Source organism: Shinella granuli, assembly GCF_004341885.1.
In the GTDB taxonomy this organism is placed as follows: Bacteria; Pseudomonadota; Alphaproteobacteria; order Rhizobiales; family Rhizobiaceae; genus Shinella; species Shinella granuli.
In genome coordinates this window covers 1-4,985 of record NZ_SLVX01000066.1, presented here as the reverse complement: position 1 = coordinate 4,985, position 4,985 = coordinate 1, and the positions used below count along the sequence as shown (strand labels likewise).

The 4,985-nt window shown below is 58.5% G+C and carries 5 protein-coding genes and 1 pseudogene; 3 read left to right on the top strand and 3 right to left on the bottom strand.

The window, feature by feature from the left end; translation table 11 throughout:
* The 3 genes from tnpC to tnpA form a co-directional block, all read right to left on the bottom strand.
* Positions 1–1,663: IS66 family transposase (gene tnpC / locus EV665_RS31695; RefSeq protein ID WP_245507904.1), on the bottom strand; the 1,663-nt coding region annotated here is incomplete at its 3' end.
* A gap of 45 nt (positions 1,664–1,708) precedes the next feature.
* Positions 1,709–2,062, bottom strand: a complete 354-nt coding sequence (gene tnpB / locus EV665_RS31690) for an IS66 family insertion sequence element accessory protein TnpB (RefSeq protein WP_133037228.1) — start codon at positions 2,060–2,062, stop codon at positions 1,709–1,711.
* The gene (tnpA, locus tag EV665_RS31685; RefSeq protein WP_133037227.1) at positions 2,059–2,493 is read right to left on the bottom strand and encodes an IS66-like element accessory protein TnpA; all 435 of its coding nucleotides are present in this window, start codon (positions 2,491–2,493) and stop codon (positions 2,059–2,061) included. The genes tnpB and tnpA overlap by 4 nt, the downstream gene beginning before the upstream one ends.
* A gap of 84 nt (positions 2,494–2,577) precedes the next feature.
* Between tnpA and nrdH the strand changes: the two genes are divergently transcribed.
* The 3 genes and pseudogenes from nrdH to nrdE all read left to right on the top strand — a co-directional run.
* Positions 2,578–2,790: a glutaredoxin-like protein NrdH gene (gene nrdH, locus EV665_RS31680; RefSeq protein ID WP_133037229.1), complete on the top strand. Its 213-nt coding sequence runs from the start codon at positions 2,578–2,580 to the stop codon at positions 2,788–2,790.
* Between the two features lie 12 nt (positions 2,791–2,802).
* Positions 2,803–3,216 carry a class Ib ribonucleoside-diphosphate reductase assembly flavoprotein NrdI gene (nrdI, locus tag EV665_RS31675; protein ID WP_133037226.1) on the top strand — a complete coding sequence of 138 codons (414 nt, stop codon included), beginning with the start codon at positions 2,803–2,805 and terminating at the stop codon, positions 3,214–3,216.
* Positions 3,186–4,889 (top strand): annotated as a pseudogene (nrdE, locus tag EV665_RS31670) (class 1b ribonucleoside-diphosphate reductase subunit alpha); the annotation flags it as partial. The gene nrdI and the pseudogene nrdE, both read left to right, overlap by 31 nt.
* Positions 4,890–4,985: the final 96 nt, after the last annotated feature.

The window sequence follows — 4,985 nt, the reverse complement described above, 5'->3', positions numbered from 1 at the left end:
AACGCGCTGACACCAATGATGGTGGCGGCATAATCGAGGCGGAAATCCACTTAGCGAAACGCCCGAAGCTGTTCAGACAAACCGAGCCACCTCTCCAAGCCTTTGGGTCGACCTCGTTAAGGCGGCATGTGGTGATGACCGTCAGCATGACGGCGGCACGATCGGCCCCACGCTGGGAACCGGCGAACGTCCAGTTCCGTCTTCCTAACGCAATACCTCTCAGCGCCCGTTCCGCGGCGTTATTCGTGAGACAAACCCTTCCGTCTTGGAGGAAGAGAGCAAAGCCCTCCCAGCGCTTGAGCATGTAATCGATCGGCTCGATGACCTCGGACGATCTGCTGAGCGTGGCGCGTTCCTTCTTCAACCACTCGTGCATGTCATCGAACAGCGGCTTGCTCTTCTCCTGCCGTACTGCCAGCCGTTCTTCGGCGCTCAAACCGTTGATCTGGCGCTCGATTTCGAACAACTCGTCATAGCGCTTGACGGCTTCCAATGCGATCGGCGAGATCGGCTTGCCTTTGCGCTTGTGATCGCGGGCATTTTTCTGGATATCGGCCAGTGCAAAGAATTTCCGACGCGAGTGGGCATGGCAAAAGGCAAAGGTGATCGGGACCTCTTTCGCTGCGGCAACAGCAATCGGCTCGAAGCCATTGTAGCAGTCGCTCTGCAGAATGCCGCCATACTCGGCCAGGTGCTTCTGCGGATGTTCGCCGCGCCGGTCACTCGACGCATAATAGATCGCCGCCGGCGCAGCCGTTCCCCCGAACGGCTGGTCGTCCCGGATGTAGGTCCATATTCGCCCGGTTACGCATTTGCCCTTGGCCTGGATCGGGATGGTCGTGTCGTCACCATGCAATCGCTCGGCCGCAAAGACATGCTTCTCGATCAGGTCGTAGACCGGCATGAGGGCCGCCGTTCCAAATCCGACCTGATCGGCCAGCGTCGAGGTTGAAAGGTCTATGCCCTCACATTTGAACCTTGTGCTCTGGCGGTTCAGCGGACTGTGCATCCCAAATTTGTCGAAGACGATCGTCGCCAGCAGATGCGGACCGATGAAGCCGCGCGGCGTGGCATGGAACGGTGCTGGCGCCTGGCTGATCGCCTCGCAATCGCGGCAGGTAAATTTCTCCCGAACCGTCTCGATCACCTTGAAGCAGCGCGGTATCTCCTCCAGCGTCTCGTTGACGTCCTCGCCCAGCTTCGACAGGCGCGACCCGCCGCAGCAAGCACAGACGGTCGGGCGATCGATCACCACGCGCTCGCGCTCGGCATCCTCCGGCCAAGGTTTGCGCACCGGCCGTTTGCGTGTGAACGAACGCAGGCTCGACGTTCTGGCGGCAGCAGCCTGGGCCGCCACTTCATCCTCCGTCGCGGCCATCACGAGCTCTTCGAGCTGTAATTCCATCTGGTCGATCAGACGCGCCGTGCGCTCGGATCTCTGACCGCGCAGTTCGCGCCGGAGCTTTTCGATCGCCAGTTCCAGACTGACGATCAGCGCCTCGCTGTCCGACAGCATGGCCTGCGCATTGGCGGCTTGCGCCACCGCGATGTCCCGCTCGGCGGCAACGACATCGCGTTCAGCCTGAAGGATCGCACGCTCGGAAAGCAGCGCCAGATAGGCGTTTGCAAGGTCCGCAGGTAGATCGGAAGGCTTCGATACCATGAAGCCATACCATCATATTCTCTCAGTATTTTCAATGAAGTAATGCTATCCGACCTTCGTCGGACGAAAGGTTTCCTGCGGATGGCGCCAATCAATTCCGGACAACAAATAAGAAAGCTGCGCAGGCGATATAGCGATCGAGCCGCCCTGCGCAGACGGCCAGACGAACCGGCCCCGGTCCAACTTCTTTGTAAAAAGGCAGCTCCCCTGGCCGTCACTCCAGATCACTTTTATCAGCGATCCGCTGCGACCGCGGAACACAAAAAGATTGCCGTCCAGAGGGTTCATTTTCAGCACCTCCTGCACCCGCAACGCAAGGGATGGAAACCCACACCGCATGTCCGTATGGCCCGTTGCAATCCACACCCGCACATTTTGACCGGAAGGAAGCGTGATCATCGCAACGTCTCCAGCCCCCGCACGATCCGCAGCAGCGCCTCAACGTCGACGCTGCCGTCCACGACCACACGGCGGCCGTTCGCCGCGACAATCTCCATGCGGCCGGAAGCAGACTCCACCGGATGCTCCATCGCAGCAGGTGCAGTGGCCTGCTTCACCGGCATAAAAGTCTCCGGCGTGACGAACGCCGGCACAAATCCATCGGTTTGTTGATGGCTGAGCAAACCCTGGCGAACCGATTTGCGCCAACGGTTCAACAGGGAGCGGCTGATACCGTACTGACGGGCCGTCGCCGACGCCAGACCTCGCCCCGCAAAACTTTCTGCGACAATCCGCAGCTTCTCATCTTCCGTAAAGCGACGCCGCCGACCGGTGTTGATCACCTCAAGACGGCTCACCCGTGACCCAATGTCTCCTTCAAAAATCTCCATCCGTCCAACTGTCCTTATGCATGGGAATAAGGACAGGGTCTGAACAGTTTTACGCAATAGTCATAGGCGGTCGCGCTCGGACGGATACACAGCAAGCCTGCCTGCGTTCAGTGCACCGCAACCACCCGCGCCCTCGACCGTCAGGGTATTTCGTACGAAATCGTCGATGTCTCGGCAGATGCCGATGCGTTCGAGCTGGTGCAGGGTCTCGGCTATCGCCAGGTGCCAGTTGTGGTCGCCGGCGAGTTGCACTGGGCGGGATTTCGTCCGGATATGATCAGCACGCTCGCAGCTTGAGGACGTCAAGCCATGGGTGAGATCGTCTATTTTTCCAGCCGGTCCGAAAATACCCATCGCTTCGTGGCCAAGCTTGGGATCGCTGCCCGGCGCATCCCCGTCAGTCCGGCCGACAGACTCCATGTCCAGGCACCCTACGTTCTGATCCTGCCGACTTATAGCGGCGAAGGTGGCAAGGGAGCCGTTCCGAAACAGGTGATCCGCTTCCTGAACGATGCGGACAACCGGTCGAACCTCCGTGGCGTGATTGCCGCGGGCAACAGCAATTTCGGCGCGACCTTTGGGCTCGCCGGCGACATCGTCTCAAGGAAATGCCAGGTGCCTTACCTCTACAGGTTCGAGCTTCTCGGCACAGAGGAAGACGTTGCCAATGTCACACATGGATTGGAACGATTTTGGACGCGACAACCTTCGAGAAGCCTTTAAAGACATCGGAATCCGAGCTGGATTTCCATGCCCTCAACGCGATGCTGAACCTCTACGATGAGCATGGCAAAATCCAGCTCGACATGGACCGGCTGGCTGCCAAGCAGTATTTTTTGCAGCACGTCAACCAGAACACGGTGTTCTTCCATAACCTGCGCGAAAAGCTCGATTATCTGGTGGATGAGGGCTATTACGAACAGGAGGTGCTGGACCAGTATGCCTTCAATTTCGTTCGCGATCTCTTCGACCACGCCTATGACAAGAAATTCCGCTTCCCGACCTTCCTCGGTGCTTTCAAATACTACACCAGCTACACACTGAAGACCTTCGACGGGAAACGTTATCTGGAGCGTTACGAAGACCGGGTCTGCATGGTGGCGCTCGCCTTGGCCCGCGGCAACGAGCAGATTGCCCGTGACCTCGTCGACGAGATCATTTCCGGCCGTTTTCAGCCGGCAACGCCAACCTTCCTTAATGCCGGCAAGAAGCAGCGTGGCGAACTGGTCTCGTGCTTTCTGCTGCGCATCGAGGACAATATGGAAAGCATCGGCCGCTCGATCAATTCGGCGCTTCAGCTTTCCAAACGCGGCGGCGGCGTGGCGCTGTCGCTGTCGAACCTGCGCGAGATGGGCGCGCCGATCAAACAGATCGAGAACCAGTCCTCCGGCGTGATCCCGGTGATGAAGCTGCTGGAGGATTCGTTCTCCTATGCCAACCAGCTTGGCGCGCGGCAGGGGGCCGGTGCGGTCTATCTCAATGCGCACCATCCCGACATCATGCGTTTCCTCGACACCAAGCGCGAGAATGCCGACGAGAAGATCAGGATCAAGACCCTGTCGCTCGGCGTCGTCATCCCCGACATCACCTTCGAACTCGCGAAGAACAACGAGGACATGTACCTGTTCTCGCCGCATGATGTGGAGCGCGTCTACGGCGTTGCCTTCACGGAAATCTCCGTGACGGAAAAGTACCGCGAGATGGTCGCCGACAGCCGCATCAAGAAGAAGAAGATCAAGGCCCGCGACTTTTTCCAGGTCATCGCCGAAATCCAGTTCGAGAGCGGTTATCCCTACATCATGTTCGAGGACACGGTGAACCGCGCCAACCCGATCGCCGGCCGCATCTCCATGAGCAATCTGTGCTCGGAAATCCTGCAGGTCAGCGAAGCCAGCGAATTCAACCCCGACCTTTCCTACGCCAGGATGGGCAAGGACATCTCCTGCAATCTCGGCTCGCTTAATATCGCGGCCGCGATGGACAGCGCCGATTTCGGCAAGACGATTGAAACCTCGATCCGCGCCCTGACGGCCGTCTCCGAGATGAGCCACATCTCCTCGGTACCGTCCGTCGAGAAAGGCAACGACGACAGCCATGCGATCGGCCTTGGCCAGATGAACCTGCACGGCTATCTCGCCCGCGAGCGCATTTTCTACGGATCGGAAGAAGGCATCGATTTTACCAATATCTACTTCTACACCGTGACCTATCACGCGGTGCGCGCCTCCAATCGTCTTGCAATGGAAAAGGGCGCCAGCTTTAAGGGCTTCGAGAACTCGAAATACGCATCCGGCGAATACTTCGACAAGTACACGGAAACCGAATGGCTGCCGGCGACAGAGAAGGTGGCTGACATCTTCGAGAAGGCTGGCATTTCCATCCCGACACAGGACGACTGTAAGCGCGACGAACACCCCACCTTTTAACGGCGCGATTTGGGCTTGAGATTCTGCTCGTTGATTTGGAAGGACGATTTTTCAATGGACGAGCGG